The sequence below is a fragment of the Corynebacterium crudilactis genome, assembly GCF_001643015.1.
Lineage (GTDB): Bacteria > Actinomycetota > Actinomycetes > Mycobacteriales > Mycobacteriaceae > Corynebacterium > Corynebacterium crudilactis.
Genome location: NZ_CP015622.1, coordinates 2,039,026 through 2,057,788, shown reverse-complemented (window position 1 = coordinate 2,057,788; position 18,763 = coordinate 2,039,026). Strand labels below are relative to the sequence as shown.

General features: G+C 49.1%; 15 protein-coding genes. 9 read left to right on the top strand and 6 right to left on the bottom strand.

All coding sequences use genetic code 11. The features are described 5' to 3' along the window. Window positions 1-72: 72 nt before the first annotated feature. The 6 genes from ccrud_RS09595 to ccrud_RS09570 all read left to right on the top strand — a co-directional run bounded on the left by ccrud_RS09595 (window position 73) and on the right by ccrud_RS09570 (window position 5,870). The gene (locus ccrud_RS09595; protein ID WP_066566775.1) at window positions 73-1,092 is read left to right on the top strand and encodes a C40 family peptidase; all 1,020 of its coding nucleotides are present in this window, start codon (window positions 73-75) and stop codon (window positions 1,090-1,092) included. 22 nt (window positions 1,093-1,114) lie between these two features. Further along, complete coding sequence (pimB, locus tag ccrud_RS09590) at window positions 1,115-2,251, top strand: GDP-mannose-dependent monoacylated alpha-(1-6)-phosphatidylinositol monomannoside mannosyltransferase (RefSeq protein WP_074025497.1); 1,137 nt, start codon at window positions 1,115-1,117, stop codon at window positions 2,249-2,251. 90 nt (window positions 2,252-2,341) lie between these two features. After that, window positions 2,342-3,313, top strand: a complete 972-nt coding sequence (locus ccrud_RS09585; RefSeq protein WP_066566771.1) for an ROK family glucokinase — start codon at window positions 2,342-2,344, stop codon at window positions 3,311-3,313. A 166-nt stretch (window positions 3,314-3,479) separates the two neighbouring features. After that, window positions 3,480-4,217, top strand: coding sequence for a lysophospholipid acyltransferase family protein (locus ccrud_RS09580; protein WP_066566768.1), 738 nt, complete (start codon window positions 3,480-3,482; stop codon window positions 4,215-4,217). 190 nt (window positions 4,218-4,407) lie between these two features. After that, the gene (locus ccrud_RS09575; RefSeq protein WP_066566766.1) at window positions 4,408-5,631 is read left to right on the top strand and encodes an acyltransferase family protein; all 1,224 of its coding nucleotides are present in this window, start codon (window positions 4,408-4,410) and stop codon (window positions 5,629-5,631) included. 56 nt (window positions 5,632-5,687) lie between these two features. Continuing rightward, window positions 5,688-5,870, top strand: coding sequence for a hypothetical protein (locus ccrud_RS09570; RefSeq protein ID WP_066566759.1), 183 nt, complete (start codon window positions 5,688-5,690; stop codon window positions 5,868-5,870). A 96-nt stretch (window positions 5,871-5,966) separates the two neighbouring features. Here the strand turns inward: ccrud_RS09570 and ccrud_RS09565 are convergent, their stop codons facing one another. Beyond that, window positions 5,967-8,399, bottom strand: a complete 2,433-nt coding sequence (locus ccrud_RS09565) for a glycosyltransferase 87 family protein (protein ID WP_066566756.1) — start codon at window positions 8,397-8,399, stop codon at window positions 5,967-5,969. A 162-nt stretch (window positions 8,400-8,561) separates the two neighbouring features. Between ccrud_RS09565 and ccrud_RS09560 the strand changes: the two genes are divergently transcribed. Further along, window positions 8,562-9,068 (top strand): polyadenylate-specific 3'-exoribonuclease AS, encoded by a 507-nt coding sequence (locus tag ccrud_RS09560; protein ID WP_066566753.1) that lies wholly within the window; start codon window positions 8,562-8,564, stop codon window positions 9,066-9,068. Between the two features lie 96 nt (window positions 9,069-9,164). Next, window positions 9,165-10,553 (top strand): class II 3-deoxy-7-phosphoheptulonate synthase, encoded by a 1,389-nt coding sequence (locus ccrud_RS09555; RefSeq protein WP_066569806.1) that lies wholly within the window; start codon window positions 9,165-9,167, stop codon window positions 10,551-10,553. 79 nt (window positions 10,554-10,632) lie between these two features. Here ccrud_RS09555 and ccrud_RS09550 read toward each other — a convergent pair whose 3' ends face one another. The 3 genes from ccrud_RS09550 to pknB all read right to left on the bottom strand — a co-directional run bounded on the left by ccrud_RS09550 (window position 10,633) and on the right by pknB (window position 15,486). Beyond that, window positions 10,633-11,955 (bottom strand): glycosyltransferase family 87 protein, encoded by a 1,323-nt coding sequence (locus ccrud_RS09550; RefSeq protein ID WP_066566751.1) that lies wholly within the window; start codon window positions 11,953-11,955, stop codon window positions 10,633-10,635. A gap of 82 nt (window positions 11,956-12,037) precedes the next feature. After that, window positions 12,038-13,213 (bottom strand): glycosyltransferase 87 family protein, encoded by a 1,176-nt coding sequence (locus ccrud_RS09545; RefSeq protein ID WP_245670233.1) that lies wholly within the window; start codon window positions 13,211-13,213, stop codon window positions 12,038-12,040. Between the two features lie 68 nt (window positions 13,214-13,281). Then, on the bottom strand, window positions 13,282-15,486 hold the full coding sequence (gene pknB / locus ccrud_RS09540; protein WP_066566746.1) for a Stk1 family PASTA domain-containing Ser/Thr kinase: 2,205 nt from the start codon (window positions 15,484-15,486) through the stop codon (window positions 13,282-13,284). A gap of 141 nt (window positions 15,487-15,627) precedes the next feature. Here pknB and ccrud_RS09535 point away from each other — a divergent pair, with 141 nt between their 5' ends. Further along, complete coding sequence (locus tag ccrud_RS09535) at window positions 15,628-15,999, top strand: Rv2175c family DNA-binding protein (RefSeq protein ID WP_066566743.1); 372 nt, start codon at window positions 15,628-15,630, stop codon at window positions 15,997-15,999. Between the two features lie 65 nt (window positions 16,000-16,064). Here the strand turns inward: ccrud_RS09535 and ccrud_RS09530 are convergent, their stop codons facing one another. Together ccrud_RS09530 and ccrud_RS09525 are read right to left on the bottom strand one after the other, a co-directional pair. Next, window positions 16,065-17,570 (bottom strand): alpha-(1->6)-mannopyranosyltransferase A, encoded by a 1,506-nt coding sequence (locus ccrud_RS09530; RefSeq protein WP_066566740.1) that lies wholly within the window; start codon window positions 17,568-17,570, stop codon window positions 16,065-16,067. 9 nt (window positions 17,571-17,579) lie between these two features. Beyond that, window positions 17,580-18,680: a polyprenyl synthetase family protein gene (locus ccrud_RS09525; RefSeq protein ID WP_066566737.1), complete on the bottom strand. Its 1,101-nt coding sequence runs from the start codon at window positions 18,678-18,680 to the stop codon at window positions 17,580-17,582. Window positions 18,681-18,763: the final 83 nt, after the last annotated feature.

Sequence of the window (18,763 nt, the reverse complement as noted above, 5' to 3'; positions counted from 1 at the left end):
TCTTGGTGGCAATCGTTTTTAGGGTTAAGGTAGTTTAGTTGCTTAAATGTGCTTGATAGGGGATTGCATAAGATGTTTGGTCAAAGGTCTGCGAGTATTATCGCGGCATGTGTGATTGCCAGCACCTTATTTTTAGTCCCCGAAGCTGTATACGGTGAAGAAATCGACCAGCTGATTGACGATATTGAGGTTGTCTCCCAAGAGACATCTGCGCAGAATGAAGCTGTAAAGCAGCTTGAGCTAGATATTCAAGCGCGGGAGGAAACAATCTCGAGAGTTCAAGAACAGTCTGGAAGTTTCCGAGAGGCCGCTGATGCAGCTTCTCAGAATGTAGATGCTTATCGTTCGGAAATTAACCGGATTGCCCAGGCGAAGTACAGAGGCACTGTTACAGATCCTTTGAGCATTGCCGTATCTGCAGAAGATCCTCAAAATGCAATTGATCGAATGAGTTATCTTGCCACGCTTACTAAAGACACCAGCGATGTAGTTGAGGCGCTTAATCAGGAGACTGAAAAGTCTGCGGAAGCTGTGTATCAAGCCAACCGCACTAAAGCGGAAGCTGAATTTCAGTTGGGACAGCTGAAAGTTCGTCAGGCTGAGCTTGATGCAGAAAAAGAGCAACTCGATGCTCGGAAGACGGAAATTCGAGATCGCGTTGATACATTGAGTCCAGAGGAACGAGAGCTCTGGGTGTCAAAGAATGGTCCGTTAGAAATAGATCTCACAGAATTGTTGGGTCTATCTTCAAAAACTTCTGGGGCGGTGGAAGCAGCACTGTCTAAGTTGGGAAGCCCATATGGGTGGGGTGCAATTGGTCCTAATGAGTTCGATTGTTCGGGATTGATTTACTGGGCGTACCAACAAATGGGTAAATCTTTGCCCCGCACCTCTCAATCACAAATGGCCGGCGGAACTCCTGTGGGACGTGACCAATTGCAGCCAGGTGATGTTATTGGCTATTACCCGGGGGCGACGCACGTGGGCATGTATATTGGTGACGGAAAAATTGTGCACGCCTCAGATTACGGAATCCCTGTTCAGGTGGTATCTGTTGATTCAGCACCGTTTTATGGTGCGCGTCGCTATTAAAAAGTTCGTCAGGAGAATCTTTGTGGCTACACCTCGTAAAACACTAGTAGTGACCAATGATTTTCCACCTCGGGTGGGTGGAATCCAAAGCTATCTCCGGGACTTCATTGCTACCCAAGATCCAGATTCCATTGTGGTTTTTGCTTCTACACAAAATGCGGAGGAAGCGCGAGCTTATGATGCCACGTTGGATTATGAGGTAATCAGGTGGCCGCGTTCGATTATGCTGCCGTCGCCTACTACTGCGCATGCGATGACGGAGATTATTCATGCGCGCGATATCGATAATGTGTGGTTTGGGGCAGCAGCACCACTGGCGTTAATGGCCACACAGGCGAAACAAGCTGGGGCAAGCAAGATTATTGCCTCTACTCATGGACATGAGGTGGGGTGGTCGATGCTACCCGGTGCACGGCAAGCCTTAGGAAAGATTGGCGCAGAGGTTGATGTGCTGACCTATATTTCGCAATATACCCTTGGTCGATTTCGTAGTGCCTTTGGTGCGCAGCCTGAATATGTGCATTTGCCTTCAGGTGTAGATATTCATACTTTTAAGCCTGTTGATGCGGTACATCGTAGTGCTACGCGTCAGAAACTTGGTCTGACAGGAACCACTCCGGTCATAGCGTGTATTTCACGGTTGGTGCCGCGTAAAGGCCAAGACTCTTTAATTCACGCTATGCCAAAAGTCATCGAAGCGCGGCCTGATGCGCAGCTGCTGATCGTGGGTAGTGGTCGTTATGAACAAACGCTTCGGCGTCAGGCGGAAAACCTCAAGGATAATGTGAGGTTTTTGGGCCGCCTTGAGTATCAAGACATGGTGGATACCTTGGCTGCTGTAGATATCTTTGCAATGCCTGCACGCACGCGTGGTGGCGGATTAGATGTTGAAGGTTTAGGCATCGTTTATCTGGAGGCGCAAGCCAGCGGAGTTCCTGTTATCGCTGGCACCTCTGGTGGCGCGCCAGAAACCGTTACTCCGGCAACTGGCGTCGTTGTGGAGGGGGCGGACGTCGACAAGCTAGCTGCAACGATAATTGAGCTTCTCGATGATCCGATCCGCCGCGCCGCGATGGGCTCGGCCGGGCGAGCGCACGTGGAACAGCAATGGGCCTGGGAAATCATGGGGGAGCGGCTGAATAATATTTTGCAGAGCTAAGCCACGATGATGGTTGCGGGAGGGTTCCTGGCTATACTTTGAAAGATTAAATTCACGTACATTCCTGTGTAGAACGCGAGGGGCACTCTTATGCCACAGAAACCGGCTAGTTTCGCGGTGGGCTTTGACATCGGCGGCACCAACATGCGAGCAGGGCTTGTCGACGAATCCGGGCGCATTGTCACCAGTTTGTCAGCACCGTCGCCACACACCACGCATGCATTGGAACAGGGCATTTGTGACCTGGTTGAACAACTTAAAACTGACTATCCCATTGATTCTGTGGGACTTGCTGTCGCTGGATTTTTGGATCCAGAATGTGAAGTTGTTCGATTCGCACCGCATCTTCCATGGCGAGATGAGCCAGTGCGTGAAAAGCTCGAAAAACTTCTTGGCCTCCCAGTTCGTTTAGAACATGATGCCAACTCCGCAGCGTGGGGCGAACACCGTTTTGGTGCGGCTCAAGGGGCAGATAACTGGGTACTCCTTGCACTGGGAACCGGAATTGGTGCAGCGCTTATTGAAAAAGGCGAGATTTATCGTGGCGCATACGGCACTGCTCCAGAATTTGGTCACCTGCGAGTTGTCCGTGGTGGACGCGCCTGTGCATGCGGTAAAGATGGCTGCTTAGAACGTTATTGTTCAGGCACAGCATTGGTTTATACTGCGCGAGAGCTAGCTTCACATGGTGCTTTCCTCAACAGCGGATTAGTAGAGCAGATCACACTTGATCCGAATGCTTTGACCGGCAAAATGATCACCACAGCTGCACGGCAAAAAGATCCGCTAGGAATCGCAGTGCTAGAAGATTTCAGTGAATGGTTAGGAGAGACTCTCTCCATCATTGCTGATGTTCTTGATCCAGGTTTGATCATTATCGGTGGAGGTTTATCTTCTGATGCAGATCTATATCTTGACCAAGCAGTGAACCATTATTCGACACGGATCGTTGGCTCTGGATACCGACCGCTAGCGCGTGTTGGCACCGGACAACTAGGCGGAGACGCTGGCATGATTGGTGTTGCAGACCTGGCTCGACAATCTGTGCTCGAGTCGATTTAGCACACAGATACTGCTTGGTGAAAACGATTGACCACCTTATGAGCTACCCCTTAAAGCAACTAAAAGTGAGGTTTTACGGCTTCGCAGTAAAATACATTGTTTGAGTAACGTATTCTTAAAAGTTCCAAGAGCAGTAAAACGCGAAGAAGGGGATAACCCAAACATCATGAACAACAACTGGTATCGGTTTTTCAAGTATGTGTTGATTGGCCCATTTTTGCGTGTGTATAACCGCCCAGAGATCGAAGGCAAAGAAAATATTCCTGCCGAAGGCGCAGCCATTTGTGCATCTAACCATCAAGCAGTGATGGATTCTTTCTATTTTCCTTTATTATGCCCAAGGCAGCTCACCTTCCCGGCAAAGGCGGAATATTTCACTTCACCAGGGATTTCTGGCCGTATGCAAAAGTGGTTCTTTACCTCGGCTGGGCAGATTCCCTTGGATCGTACTGCAGACAATGCGATGGATTCTTTAATGAACACGGCTAAAGCAGTGTTGGACCGTGGAGATCTCTTTGGTATTTATCCAGAGGGTTCTCGTTCCCCAGACGGCAGAATTTACAAGGGTAAAACTGGCATGGCTTATGTAGCAATGGAAACAGGAAAACCAGTTATTCCTGTCGCGATGATCGGTAGCCGTGATGCGAATCCGATTGGTAGTTGGGTTCCACGTCCAGCAAAGGTTCGGATTAAAATTGGTAGCCCAATTGATCCGATAGCGTTTATCAAAGAACATGGATTGGAACTTGGTTCGCATGAAGCCGCACGTCAGTTGACTGATCATGTGATGTTTATCTTGGCGGATCTAACTGGTCAGCCGTATGTTGATGCGTACGCCAAAGATATTAAAAATTCTCTGGAAGCAGGGAAAGGCTACCCAGAAGGTACCGCACCTTCACTTTAAACATTGTGATTCCTATCAAAATACTTGTGAAAACTGTGCAATACTTTTCACAATTGCTCAGCAAAACGGTAGAGTGGTAGCGATTAGGTTCTAAAAGTTAACGTATTGTTAATCTTTGACTGAGCGCAAGACAAGTTGGACGGTGGCTGTTTATACGGCCTACCGTCTTTTTTAGGAGTAATCCGTAGCCGTGAAACCTGGAAATCTACACCCAGCCCAACCACAGGCGACGGCACCTAAAAATAAGTCTCGTATGGATTGGCCAGATATCGCCAAGGGCATTTCAATCCTCGGCGTTGTTCTCCTGCATGTCGCTTTGGCTATTCCCGGTGGCCAAGACACGCTGCTATCGCAGCTCAATTCACTCCTTGACCCACTGCGTATGCCTTTATTCTTTATGGTCAGTGGATTCTTTGCGGTCAAGGTACTCAACCAAAGCTTCGGTGAGCTCTTCCAGACACGGTTGTGGTTCTACATTGTGCCGTATGTGATCTGGACACCAATTAATCTTTACTTTCATCGCCTCGAAGGAACTATTTTTACAGGTAGGGAACCAGGAACGCTGGATTGGTATGCAACATCCTTTTTCTTGTCTACCAATATGTACTGGTTCCTCTATTACCTCACCATGTTTAACCTCTTTTTGTGGGCAACGAGGAAACTTCCAGGTTGGGCAATTGCTACATTAGTAGCTTCGCTGTGGTTACTGATGCCAGCATTCGGAGAAGTTGAGCTCTTGCGCAAAACTATTATTTACCTCCCCATATTCCTCATTGGCGTATATTTCCGTCCACTGATTATTCGTTTTGCAGAAGCAGCAACAAAGCCTAAAACGATAGTTATTTCTGTTGCCTTGTACGTAGCTGGCCTGGCTCTTGGAGTTATTTCCAAGACGATGCAAAATGCGCAGAATCATGGTGCCACGATTTTATGGTTGATGAAGCTACGAGACGATTTTGCACACGTATTAGGCGGAGAACTAAATGGTTTTGAGATGGACCACTTGCCAGGGACTATCATCAGGATTATCTCTTTGCCAGCCGGAATTATGTTGTGCGTATGGCTGGCAAGAATTGGTCCAGTTGGTGCATTGCTGAAATTCCTGGGTCGGCATACGCTGCCGATTTATATTGGACATGCGTTAGGCCTATCTCTTATCTTTGGGTTCTGCATACGCTGGAATTTCATGGAGATAGATAACAATGCAGAGAGCATGTGGCATCATACGCCTATCTGGATGGGGATTGCTTTTGCATGTGCCATGCTTGGCGGTTACTTAATCCACATGCTTTCCCGCGTGCCAGTTTTCGGATGGAGCCTTGTTCCTCCGAAGTTGCCTTTCCTGTCTGAAAAGCCTGCTCCACAAGTTGAACAGCAGCTAAATGCGCCTACAACTTCTCAGGGCGTACGGTAGATAGCCAGACATTATTTATTCGAGCAGATACTGATACGAGAAGGACCCCTCCCACAGTGAACAAAGCAATGCTTATCCGACTTCTTATAGTCGCGCTACTTATCGTTTTTTACGTGATTGTGGCAGCCCTTGATTTATCAAGGGAGATCTTTGCACCCATCATCGTTTTAGGCGTTGCTGCTGTTATCTTTTTCCCATTTGGATTGAAGAAGAAGCAGCCTTCTGCGAAGAAGGATTAGCAGGCAGCTTCCACGATTTTATGTCAATCAACCAGCCTAAACTCCAATAATAAAGGGTCTGAGAGTACTCTCAGGCCCTTTAGTTGTAGAACAAATTTATGCTGCTACAAGTTCTGCGGAGGTTTTCTCAGTGCGATTGAGCCCACAAGCGATAAAAACTCCAAGGATAATGGCTGCGGGTGCAACAGCCATTGGCTCGACCAGCAAGTACCAACCAAAGTGAGTGACATATCCTTGCGGGGCAGGATCATTGAGTGGGAATACTGTGGAGTAGGAAAGATGCTGGGGTGTCCACGATACGAGGGAAATAAATCCAATCAGATAAAGCACTGCTACACGGCCTTGTTGTGCTAGGACTGCAACTACGGGAATCAACAAGACGAGGAAGTGCAGCTCCACCGTAGGCAGGACAAGCAGGGGCAGCGCAATGCTGAGCGCTGCGGCAAGCTCGGTATTGTCATTTTTCCATGCGCGACTAATTGCCCAGGCACCAATGCCCAAACCGATAATGAACCAGATGACCATCACTATCGGGGAATCGCTAACCCAACGAGCAAGGAATGCGTAGAAGGAGAGGTTATCCCGGCCATCGCGTCCGCTAAACCATTGGCGCAAAAGATTGAGGTTAAATGGTTCTGAGTTGATAAGAACCCCCAAGCCCCACAGCACCACAGCAGATGCTGCAGTGGTGATTGTTGCTGCATACCGGCGTTGAATCAGGAATCCGACAAGAATCAAGATAGGCCAACCGAAAAGGGCTGTAGCAAGACCTGTGAGAAGTCCTCGGCGACCAAGTATTTCTCTTTCACTCAGCATATCCACGGTAATTAATGCCAGCGCGACGAGTGTGAGAGAACCAAATTGCAAGGCATCTTGTGTAGCAAACATCATGAGCGTGATTGCGATGATGCTCAAGAAAACTAGTGTGCTATTAATGCGCTTCCCAAATTTATTAAGGAGGAACCACACTGTGATAGCTAAAGCGGAAACATTTAAGGCTCCGACAACCCAGAGAGCGAGAAGGTTATTAGAGGTGGTTAAGACCTTAAAAATAACCTCTCCGAAATCAGTTAATCCATCGCCCTCAAGGACGTGTAGAGGGTATTGGATGAGAGCTTCGTTGTGGTCGTTGCCTTTGTACCAAATATGAGCCAGCAAATAGAAAAAGGTGATGGCCATAACGACAAGCAAGGCAGGGGAGGCTTGCATACGGATTGAGCTTGTTGCCGGCGCAGCGTCAGTATCGCTGGTAGCGCCAAAAATTCGTGGATTTATAATCGCGACGATGACAATAGCAATGACGACAACCACATATGAATTGCCAGAAGGCTGCAGTATCAGTGGCCAAAATGGATAGGATTCTGAATCATAAGGCATGGTCCAAAATGTCGTGATAAACATCGGGATCGTCGTCAGCAATGCAAGCACGCCTGCGGTAGCAGCAGTTGAGGGTGCAGAGTTTCTTTGATTCCATGAACTTGCAGCCAAACCAACAGCCATCGGAATGAGCCACACCCAGTGGTGTGACCACGATACCGGGGAACACAGCAAAGCGATCAAGGAGTTCAGCAACAGGGCGCCGTAGATATTGCCAGCGCGTCCAACGCGCCACATTGCTACAGCGACACCAGCCAGGCACAAGGCCACGGCAACAAGCCAAAGCTTTTCGACGAGTTCCTGGTTTTCATGCATCAACCGGCTAAGCAAACCACGCACTGATTGATTGGTGATATAAGATAGATTGCCAATGCGGGAAGGATCATTGAGCGTTTCAGTCCAGTAGATCTTTGAGCTTGACGGTAAAAAGAGGAACGCTAAGGCAGAAAAACCAATGCCCGAAGCAATAGCTACGCCGGCGCCTTTCCAGTCTTTTTTCACCAAGAAGTAGAGACCAAACACGGCAGGGGTGAGTTTGATGGATGCCGCCAAACCGATCCAAAAACCACGAGGTAGCCAAGGCTTCTTTGTGAAGGTATCCATGAGAACCAGAGCCATCAAAATGACATTTACTTGGCCGAACTGCAAAGTTTGGAAAACTGGTTCGGTAGAGAGCGCCAAAGGCAGAATCAGATAAGAAATAAAACGAGAATCAGTATCTGAGAGGGATTTAAACATCCGTCGCATGACAATTGCTACACACCACCACAGCAGCACTGTGGAGATGAGCGTAAGAGCTACACCTGCGACACTGCTGGCCAGGATTGCCAAAGGGACAAAAAGCGCTGCAGCGATTGGTGGGTAAGTGAAAGGGAGCTGGATGCCGCCAACTTTGTAGTCCTGTGTGTACAAGTTTTCTCCGTGTAGGAAAGCTTGAGCACCTGCGCGGTACACATCTGTATCGATGTGGAAGAAGAATACGAACGATTCAATCGCGCGAACATTAAAAATTGAAGGCCATAAAGTCAGGAGAATCGCGAGTGTTGAAAGGGCTAATAAAGCCTTTCTTAACGTCGGATTGGATGTTGTATCGCTCCATTGGAATTTTCTAGGAGTTTTCCGAGAAATATCCACTAGTTTTTCACCGTGCATGAAAGTTAGTGTATCGGTAGTCAGCAGTTTTTAAGGAACTGAAGCTGGTGTGGGAGCAACTACTAGCGTTTCTTCTAATGGCGCTAACAGTGGGGAATAAAATGATATGACTACGATAGAAGACAAGCCGACGTTATCAATGCTGAGAAGGACTAATTACTAGTGCGTTATTTTTATGATACTGAGTTCATTGAAGATGGGCGCACGATCGAATTGGTTTCTATCGGAATCGTTGCCGAAGACGGCCGTGAGTATTATGCGGTGTCCACAGAGTTTGATTCTTCCAAGGCAAATGCGTGGGTGCGCGCCAATGTGCTGGATAAACTTCCGAATCCATCTTCAAAAGTGTGGAAATCTTCTGACACTATCAAGCGAGAAGTTTATGCTTTTCTGACTTCCGCAGGAACTCCGCCGGAGCTATGGGCTTGGGTGGGTGCTTATGATCATGTTTTGCTCGCCCAAATGTGGGGCGATATGGCAGGGCTTCCACGAGAGATTCCGCGGTTTACCCGTGAACTGAAACAGTATTGGGATATGGCTGGACGCCCTACTTTGCCGGTGCTGCCAAAAGGCAATCATGATGCGTTGGTGGATGCTCGCCATAACCTAGCTAAATTCAACGTATGTATGGCAGCGTTGCCATTGGGTAAAAAGGATCGTGTTTTTTAGGAAGTTTGCTTCTTTCTATCCGATTCCACCTGTTGGGAAGAAATTCATTTTTTATTCCATTCCTTAATATGATGGAATCGTGCTATGAATAGGGGTGTGAGTTGGACAGTTGATATCCCAAAAGAAGTTCTCCCTGATTTGCCGCCATTGCCAGAAGGCATGCAGCAACAGTTCGAGGACACCATTTCCCGAGATGCTAAGCAGCAACCTACCTGGGATCGTGCGCAAGCTGAAAATGTGCGCAAGATCTTAGAATCGGTGCCTCCTATCGTCGTAGCGCCAGAAGTAATTGAGCTGAAGCAAAAGCTTGCTGATGTTGCTAACGGCAAGGCATTTCTTCTGCAGGGCGGTGACTGTGCAGAGACTTTCGAGTCAAACACTGAGCCACATATCCGCGCAAACATCAAGACTTTGCTACAGATGGCAGTGGTTTTGACTTATGGTGCATCCACCCCTGTCATCAAGATGGCTCGTATTGCTGGTCAGTACGCGAAGCCACGTTCTTCTGATCTTGATGGAAATGGTCTTCCTAATTACCGTGGCGATATCGTCAACGGTGTGGAGGCAACTCCAGAAGCTCGTCGTCACGATCCTGCACGCATGATTCGTGCGTATGCCAATGCATCTGCAGCCATGAACCTTGTTCGTGCTCTTACCAGCTCTGGTACCGCAGATCTTTACCGATTGAGCGAGTGGAACCGTGAGTTCGTCGCTAACTCACCAGCAGGAGCCCGCTATGAGGCTTTGGCTCGGGAGATTGATTCTGGTCTTCGTTTCATGGAGGCGTGTGGCGTTTCCGATGAATCCCTACGTGCTGCTGAGATTTACTGCTCTCACGAAGCTTTGCTGGTTGATTATGAGCGCTCCATGCTGCGCCTTGCTACCGATGAAGAAGGTAACCAGGAACTTTATGATCTTTCCGCACACCAGCTGTGGATCGGCGAGCGTACCCGAGGACTGGACGATTTCCATGTGAACTTCGCGTCCATGATCTCTAACCCAATCGGCATCAAGATTGGTCCTGGTATTACTCCAGAAGAAGCTGTCGCTTACGCCGATAAGCTTGATCCAAATTTCGAGCCAGGTCGTTTGACTGTCGTTGCTCGTATGGGCCACGATAAGGTTCGTTCTGTTCTACCAGGTGTCATTCAGGCAGTAGAAGCATCCGGACACAAGGTTATTTGGCAGTCTGATCCGATGCATGGAAATACTTTCACCGCGTCTAATGGTTATAAGACCCGACACTTTGACAAAGTCATTGATGAAGTCCAGGGCTTCTTCGAAGTGCACCGTGCATTGGGCACTCACCCAGGTGGCATTCACATTGAATTCACTGGTGAAGATGTTACTGAGTGCCTTGGTGGCGCGGAAGATATCACTGATGTTGATCTTCCAGGCCGCTACGAGTCTGCATGTGATCCTCGTCTGAATACTCAGCAATCACTGGAGCTAGCTTTCCTCGTGGCAGAAATGCTGCGTAACTAAAGCCATTTGGATTAACTCCAAAAGAAGGATTGTGGGGCGAAACAACCAACACTGGTTGTTCCGCCCCACAGTCCTTTAGTTATTTGGCGATTTTAGGATAAGCCTTCAGCCCGATAGCTAGGGCGATCATGAGTCCGATGGAGAGCCAAGTCCAATCGGAGATCAATAGTTTTTCCCAGAAGTTGAGCTCATAAACATTGAGTCCATCGCGTCCAAACCACCATTTCGGTGGCAAGATCAGCAGCATTGTGGTGAGTGTTAATCCGCTCCATAACAAAAACTTTGGGTGATCTGGATGCTGGCGGTAACGGAGGAAAAAGACCACTGCCCATAGTGGCAGCCAGACCCAGTGATGGGACCAAGAAATCGGTGAGATCAGCAACATGAGCATTGCGTTGACCATCACGGCTTCCACGTGGAGTCCTCGAGCAAAGAGTTGGTGCATCAGATAAGCAACAGCTGCGATAGCGATGAGGGAGAGCACCATCCAGAGGATGCTTGGCAGTGATGAGGCGTCGGCTGCGTCCTTTAATGTCCACCAGCGATAGATCATCGCCTGCAAGGAGCTATTGGATTGGAACGTGGTATCAACTCCGGAATCACCTTCAGCGCTCAAGCTGAGCAGAGTAGTGGAGAAGAACTCTTTGGTATTTTCCCACGCTAGAACAGCTCCAATGGCAGTGAATGCAACCAAAGAAATAACTGCATTGATGATGCCTCGGAAATCTTTTTTCACCAGGAAATACAACAGCATGGCTAGTGGAGTGATCTTGATTGATGCAGCAAGACCGATTAAAATGCCACGAGGAATCCTGCGCTTGACTGGTAGTAAGTCAATGACAACCAGCGCCATGATGAGGATATTGATTTGGCCCAAATCAGCGTTCAAAAATACTGGTTCTGCAAATAGCGCGATAGGCCAGGCCACGGAAGCAATGGTGAAAGCTAGCAGTCGGTCACGGCCTTTAAGAACAGCATTTGTGACTAGGTACAGGCACCACAGCAATAGCAGTGAAGAGCCAACCACCATGAGGTTTCCGGCAAGTTCTACGGTCATGAACTCAAAGAAACCCCATGGCGCAAATAAAATAGCACCGATGGGTGGGTAAATAAACGGCAGTGAGATATCGCCCATATCAAACGGTTGTGCATATAGTGATTCGCCGTTGACCAGCGCAAGTGCGCCTTCACGATACACGGCTGCATCGATGCGCCAGTCGTATCGTTCGATCAGAATTTTGTTGGCAATTAGTCCTGCGGCAATGCCTAAGACTGAAAGCAGTATCAAAAGATCTTTGATGCCAAGAGAGAATCCACCGATCTCGGTGCCCAAAGATTCAGGATCTTTCTTCTGGGACGTGGAGGCAGCCGGTGCAGTATTAGCTGTCTGAGGGTTCGTCAAAACCAGGAGTCCTTTCCTTTACTTAAAACACCGTAGGTGTTTAGACAAAGTTTTAATCATAGATTATGGAGATGCGTTTCCCTTATTGATCAATCGGGAAGTTCTGGGATATGGGGACTTTTTTCAGGCACAGCACGGTAATGATCACTACGGAAAAGATGAGATAGTGAGCAGCCAAAACATGCATCCACCAGGGCCACGTTAACTCAACTCCGTTTTCCGAAGGAAGGAAATTATGGAAAGACCCCAGCGTCAACGCAAACACTCCCCAGAGTGTAAGCCAGCGGAATTTAGCGAGCCATAGTGCAACGCACAGCGGGCCCAGCCAAACCCAATGGTGGTACCAGCTGACAGGGGAGCACAACAGCGCAATCAACGAGACCAAGGAAATTGCCAGGAGGCGGTTGCTGGTGCTATCTCCTGCACGAAGGATTCTGTAGGTGGCCCAAGCAACTGCTGTGATAACCGCCATAATAGAGAGCATCCAGATGATTTTTGCTGGCGAACCAAGCTCAGGGAAACGCTCGAGGACTGCACGGATGGATACATTACGAGCAAAATGCAGCTGACCAATGCGTTCTGCACCAAAAAGTACATCAGTGAAATATTGAATACTAATTGATGGTCGGAATAGGAAAGCCAGCCCGGAGGCCCCGAGGAAACCGCTCACCATTCCGATCAAGCCTCGAGGTGATTTGGTGACAGCCCACAGCATCAGGAAATAAAGCCCGAACACTAACGGTGTCAATTTAATCGCTGCAGCAATGCCAGTGAGGACGCCGAGCGGTATGTACTTGAGCACGCCTGAGTGGCGCGTGCTTCGGGGAAGGGCGACGTCGATAAGCGTCAAAGCCATCAGCATGACGTTGATCTGGCCAATATTAAGCGTGAAGTACACCGGCGCAGACACTAAAAGAGCTGCGAAGGCGACAAATTCCCATAAGCGGTCTCGTACTCCGGAAAGGCGGAGTAAGAATGCTGCGATGGCATAGGTAGTCAGCAGAGTGATGAACGCAAAAACCCGCTCTGTAATGAGTATTCCGAAGACATCGTGCAGCCACCACAACGGGGTAAAAACCAACGCGCCAAATGGGGGATAAGTGAAAGGAAGATTGTCGTCGGTGGTTTCATACCTGATGTTATAAAGATCTGACGTGAGCCAAAACTCGCGTGCACCCTGCCAATAAACCTCGACATCAACGGGGAGCCTGATCCCCAAAGGCCACGTTAGTGGCCACGCAAACCAATGCGTGGCCACTACCCCCAAAACCGTGACGATGGATAAAACAAGAGCTGGTTTTCGCCATCGATGCAACGGATGAACCACTAAAATGCCCTAACTGTAACTTCTCCGCCAACTGAAACATCACTGCGTGCGCGCGGAGATTGACTAAAAATACGATCGCTATCATCAGCATCGGTGACCAGCGTCAAACCGGCCTCTTCCAAGATGCTGCGAGCATCGCTTACTCTACGGCCAACCACGCTAGGAACCTGAATTTCACCAGCCAGCCCCAGGCTGACCTGTGGATTAGCCGGATCAACGCGGCCACCGGATTCAGGTTGGATAGAAACGACGGTATCAGCAGAGCTTGCGGCCTCACCGGGAATAACGCTTGTCGACGCCACGATCAAGCCTTCTTCGGCAAGTGTAGAGACTGCTTCTTCTTGGGTCATACCCACAACATCTGGTACTGAAATTGCATTGGAGACCTGCAACACAAGTGTTGTTCCACGTTTTACCTCTGTGGATACTGCCGGTGAAGTCCCAATGACATCACCTTTGGGGGTTGCTGCATCAAATGCTTCTTCGGTGCGCTCCACCTTTAACCCAGCACCCTCCAAAACTCTGGTGGCCTGGTTGACATCGAGACCTGAAACATCTGGAATCTCTACAGGGGCAGGACCCCTACTCAAGTGGATTTGCACAGTTTCACCGACATTTAATGCAGTGCCGGTGGCCGGTGTCAAAGATACGACGTCACCTTCCACAACATTGTCTGAATATTCCCCTGGGCCATCCACCCACACAAAAGTGCGTTGTTCCAACTCTTCGCGAACGGTGCTTAAGGATCGATCCTCGCTAAGATCCGGCACCACGGGACGCCCTTGAGAGACGAGGACAGCAATGTCATCGCCGCGAGGAAGGCGCTCACCAAAAGATGGATCAGTTCCAATGATGGAACCAGCCGGTACCTCATCGTCATACTGACCTTGAGAAACCGCCCCAAATCCTGCTCTTTCGATGGTTGCAACAGCTTGTACTTCGTCCATGCCCAGAACTTGGGGGATTTCCCCATATCGGCCTGAGCCAAACCACCAACCACCAACGGCAACAGCAGCGATGAGAGCCACGACAAAAATTGACCACAAAGCCAGCTTCACAGGGGAGCGATTACTCACTGGTTTGATGTCAGGTTCATCAGTTTGCGCCAGCTCTTGATCTTCAAAATGAAGTGAATTTTCTGGCGGTGGCTCTGGTGCATAATCTGTCTCTGGAAGCGGCGCAGCATGTTGTGCAGGCAGAATCGAAGTTTCATTAGCTCCCGCTCCAACTGCAGGAATGATTGCAGTGTGATCAGCTTCTGGAGTTTTTGGAATATGAGTTGTAAACATATCTGTTGGCTGAGAATCCGGTACCTGAGCATTAGCGCGGTTAGCAGCGGAATTAATAGGTACTGGGACTCTAAAATGTGGGAGCTCCAGCTCTTTCGCCACATCTTCTAGCGCTGCGAGGAATTCTGCTGAATCATTAAAACGATCTGCAGGATTGATAGAGGTTGCAGTAGCGACAAGTTCATCAACGAGGGAGGGTATGCCATCGATAAGCGAGCTCGGTGCCGGCACGATTTCTGAAAGCCGGGCGTAAGCATGGTCCAGGTCGTCCTTGCCCGTAAAAGGAGTAGTGCCAGTGAGGAGCTCGAAGAGCACGATGCCTGCGGAATAGACATCGCTGGCAGGGCCGATCTCATCGCCTTCAACTTGTTCAGGAGACAGATAAGCCACAGTGCCCACGATTTGATTATCCTGCGATTGTCCTGCATGGGCTGCTCGAACCAAACCGAAATCAGATAATTTCACTTGATGATCGCTATTGATCAACACATTATCCGGTTTAATATCTCGGTGAACCATCCCCGCTCGGTGTGCAGCTGAGAGCCCTGTGAGCACCCCACGCATCACTCCAAGAGCCGCATGTGGAGGCATAGGACCACGCTCCGCCAATAACTCTCGCAAGGTACCACCGGTAATTAATTCCATCACCAGATAGACAAGTCCATCGGTCGCGGAAAAATCATATACATTGACTAAATTTGGGTGATTAAGCTGCGCCATTGACCGAGCTTCCCTGCGGAAACGCTGCCGGAAAATAGGATCATCAACAAAATCTTTATCCATGACTTTTAACGCCATAGATCGCCCCAAACGAAGATCTAAGCACCTGTACACGGTAGACATACCACCCCGGGCAATCGGAGTTTCAATCCGATACCTGTCTTCTAAAACGTCACCGACCTTCAAGTTTGCCATGCAGTCCAGTATGTCGGAACCTGTGCAAAAAGTGGTAGTGACATCCTGTTTTCGAAGATCACACATGTACATTTTATGCGACATGCAGGGAAAATGCCGTCGAAATTCTCACCTTGGGCTGTAACCAGCTAAATTAAAGTTGTGAGTTCCAACAACGCATCCTCTAATGTCCTGCCCGACAATGAACCATTACTGACCCTTCCAGAAGTAGCTGAACGCCTTGGCGTTGTAGTTACCAAAGTGATGGATCTGGTTAATGAACACAAATTGATCATTGTTCGACGCGACGGTATCCGCCATATTCCTGAAGCTTTCTTGAGTAAGAAAAAAGAAAACACAAACCGGTTCATCCCGGGTGTCATCGCTTTGCTTGCTGATGGTGGCTTCAGCGATGAGGAGATCTTGGCGTTCCTCTTCACCGAAGACGAGACACTCCCAGGCCGCCCAATCGATGCACTTCATGGCCAGTTGGCCCGTGAAGTTATGCGTCGCGCACAGGCAATGGCGTTTTAACCTTAAAGCTAAAGAACAGACCGCTCTACAGTTCACACAAGTTGAACTGTAGAGCGGTCTTTTAATTATGCGACAGGATCGAGTGATTTCTTCTCAGAATCATCAAAGATCACAACTGTGGCGAGCCACGCTATCAGCGCGGAAATAATGACCGTAGCAATATTGTAAAGCTGATGATTGCCACTGCCAGTAAACATGAGCGCAATAAATACAGAAGCTCCAGCAGAGAAACGAATCAACCACATTGGTGGCTTGAATGTGCCAAGCAAAGATATCAAGCTGGCGTAGTACCACGGCAATGTCACGGAGTTGAAGACAAAGGCAACTGCATACGCAGCTACAGTTCCAGCGACTGCACGCCTTTCATTTTGACGGAACAGCCACCAGCACACGATTAATCCACCAAGCATCAGCACCATGGACACAGTGCGCACAACATCCACGACAGCGTTGTAATTGAAATCATCAACGAATACTTCTGCAACCATTGTGATCATGCTGGCCACTAAAGATGGAAACGCTAAAGGATTAATTACTTTGCTGTTACCGCTAATCTCGCTGATCCATCCCCAGGACGCCCCAGAGAGCCACGTGATGACACTAACCACAACACCAGTGACAGCAACACCTGCAGCTCCAGCTGCAAAGAAAGCAATGATTTGTTGCTGCAGAGTAGGGGACTCTTGGCCCTTTTTCTTAGCCATATAAGCCGCAAAATGATGCATGCCAATCCACACCACAAAAGGCAAAGCAATAGCAGCAGTGGCCTTCAATGCCACGGCAACAGCGATGAGTGCGACACCAAAGGCATAACGCTTCCTGAGTACTAGCAACAAGCCGATGCTGACCAAACCGACCATGAGGGATTCATTGTGCATACCGCCGATCATGTGGATGATCATCACTGGGTTTGCCACACCGATCCACAATGCGAGTGCAGGACTGGCCCCGAAATACTCAGCAATCCGAATAACACTCCACGCAATGGCGGCGAGTCCAATGATGGACAAAAACTTATAAACAATGACACCTAGAGTGACGCTATCTCCCACAATCGAGGTGATAATCTCACCGATCCACAAATGGAGCGGACCATATGGAGTGGTAGTGTTACGCCAGTCGTGAGATACCTCAAGCAGCATCGGGCCAGGATTGACCGCCGCTCCTTCTGTATAGGGATTAAAACCATCTCGTAGCATGGCACCTTGCATGAGATAGGAGTACACATCTCGTGACATCATTGGCGCTGCAAAAATCAGAGGCACAACCATGGCATACAAGGTGCGCTTGACCAGACCTAAATCATCGTTGCCGGCTTCATCAGCAGCCTTTTTTTTAAACAGTCTCCGACCAAGATGAACCCAGGCACCAATCAAAAGCAGCTGCCCAACAAACAACACTGTGTTAGAAATACCCTGCGCATGGCCGAACGCGAAGAAATCTAGACCTAACGTATCAAGGACTCCGCCTCGGTAGCGGATTGCCCCGCCACCAAAAGAACCCAGCATGAGCAATAAGCCAGCCAATCCGCCAAGTACCACTGGGTTGGTTAATTTTTGAAAAAGTTTCATCAGGGCGTACTACATCCGGCGTTCTGTGGAACGGATTGCTAATGCACGCAGCTGAATGCGAACTGCATCAGGAATATCCACATTATCTAGATGGGCTAAACCAGAAGAAGTGAGTTGAGAAATTCTTTGCTCAACTTCTTCTTCAGCTCCAGTATCTCGGATGTGGGAAGCAATCCTAGCGATATCTTCTGGGGTTGTTACCTTGCCAATACCTGCACGAATGACTTCGGCTGCTTCTGGTGATTCCTTGTCTGCTCGTTGCAGCGCAAGAGCAAGAAGTACAGTGCGCTTTCCTTCACGAATATCATCACCAGCTGGCTTGCCCGTAATCTGTGGATCTCCGAAGACACCCAGCAGATCATCTCTCAATTGGAAAGCAATACCAATGTCATGGCCGTAGTGGAGGAGGGCGTCGATAAGCTCCGGCGAACCGCCAGCAATGGACGCGCCGAGGTGCAAGGGGCGCGCAATGGTGTAGGCCGCGGTTTTGAAGCGGTTAACAGAATCAGCCAGTTCCACAGATTCATTAGCGTGGGATTCAAGATAAATATCTAGAAGTTGTCCACCGATGACTTCGGTGCGCATGCCGCGCCAAGCATCTCGCGTACGTGCAAGAGCTTCGGCGCTGAGCCCGGAATCCTGAAGCATATCTTCTGCCCACACCAAAGCCATATCGCCAGCCAAAATAGCCACAGATACGCCGAAATGCTCAGGGGCGCCTTCAAAATTATTAGCCCTGTGATCGGCTTCTACCGCACGATGCACAGTCGGAGCGCCGCGCCGGGTGTCAGAAGAATCGATAATATCATCATGAATCAAGGCACATGCCTGGATAAATTCTAGGCTTGAAGCTGCGTCGAGGACAGCATCGAGCTCTTCTGAACTATTTTCTCGACCTTGTGCCGCAAGGAATCCTGCCCAGGCATAAAGAGGTCGGATTCTTTTTCCACCGTTGAGCACAAAGTTTCGCAGGTGGGAAACCGCCTCAGTGACGGGATCGCCTATATCGGCAATGGTGGAGGTTTTAGCATCGAGGAACCGCGTGAGACGATCGCGCACGACCTCCGGAAATTTGTTGAGGTCAAGGTCATGGGCATCAAATGTGCTCAAGGAGACGTCCTTCAATTAAATAGTGGGGTGCGGGCCGGGTTTGTTGGTTGTGAATAAATGCCGAAGGCAGTCCCAACAAAACA